The 860-nt window shown below is 58.8% G+C and carries 1 protein-coding gene; it reads left to right on the plus strand.

The window, feature by feature from the left end; all coding sequences use genetic code 11:
- The first annotated feature begins 122 nt into the window (after positions 1 to 122).
- Positions 123 to 827 (plus strand): chemotaxis protein CheW, encoded by a 705-nt coding sequence (locus NKJ11_RS33705; RefSeq protein ID WP_127297588.1) that lies wholly within the window; start codon positions 123 to 125, stop codon positions 825 to 827.
- The last annotated feature ends 33 nt before the right edge of the window (positions 828 to 860 follow it).

Genomic DNA, 860 nt, shown 5'->3' on the forward strand with positions numbered 1-860 from the left:
GCACCAAATCATCGAGAAGCTCTCGTCCATCTGGCCTTGCTGCTTAGCAAGCAAGGCGACCATAACGGCGCCGAGGCGCTGGCCGGCCGGCTGGGTCGGGTCCAGAAAAGGAGCGGCGGCTGATGGCGGCTTCGACAAAGATCGCTCAGCCGGTGGAGGAGATTGCAATCGACGACTGCTGGCGGCAAATAGGCGTACGGGGCGACAAGTCATGTCCGCTACTGGAGCAGCATCTCCACTGCCGGAATTGCCCGACCTACAAGAAGATTGCACGACGCCTTCTTGACCGTGCAGCGCCCTCGGCATACCGCGACGAATGGCATGATAACGCTGATCGTGCAGGGATCCATTCGACAGACAGCGACGCGCTGCAGACGGCCGTTCTCTTCCGTTTGGGGGACGAATGGCTTGCACTGCCGGTCGGTATTTTTCATGAAGTGGCTGAATCTCGTCGCGTTCATTCACTTCCACACCGCAGGAACAGTGCACTGCTCGGTATTGCGAATGTCCGTGGTGAATTGCTCATTTGCCTGTCCCTGGCCGAATTGCTCGGGATAGACGAGCGCAAGGAGGGGGAACAAGGCACACGCACCAAGGTATTTCGCCGCCTAGTCGTGGTAGGCGAGCACGACAAGCGGGTTGCTTTTACGGTTGACGAGATCCACGGCTTACATCGGTACCAAGAACGCGACACTCTCGATGTTCCGGCCACGATTGGCAAGGCAGTGTCGGCCGCTACAGTTGCCGTGCTGCCGTGGCAGGGACGAGCCGTTGGCTGTCTCGATCCACGACAACTGCTCACGATGCTTGACCGGAGCATCGCATGACAGATGGAGACTTCAGCCAGGTTTCGATGCTCA

Source organism: Mesorhizobium sp. M0243 (genome assembly GCF_040321775.1).
In the GTDB taxonomy this organism is placed as follows: Bacteria; Pseudomonadota; Alphaproteobacteria; order Rhizobiales; family Rhizobiaceae; genus Mesorhizobium.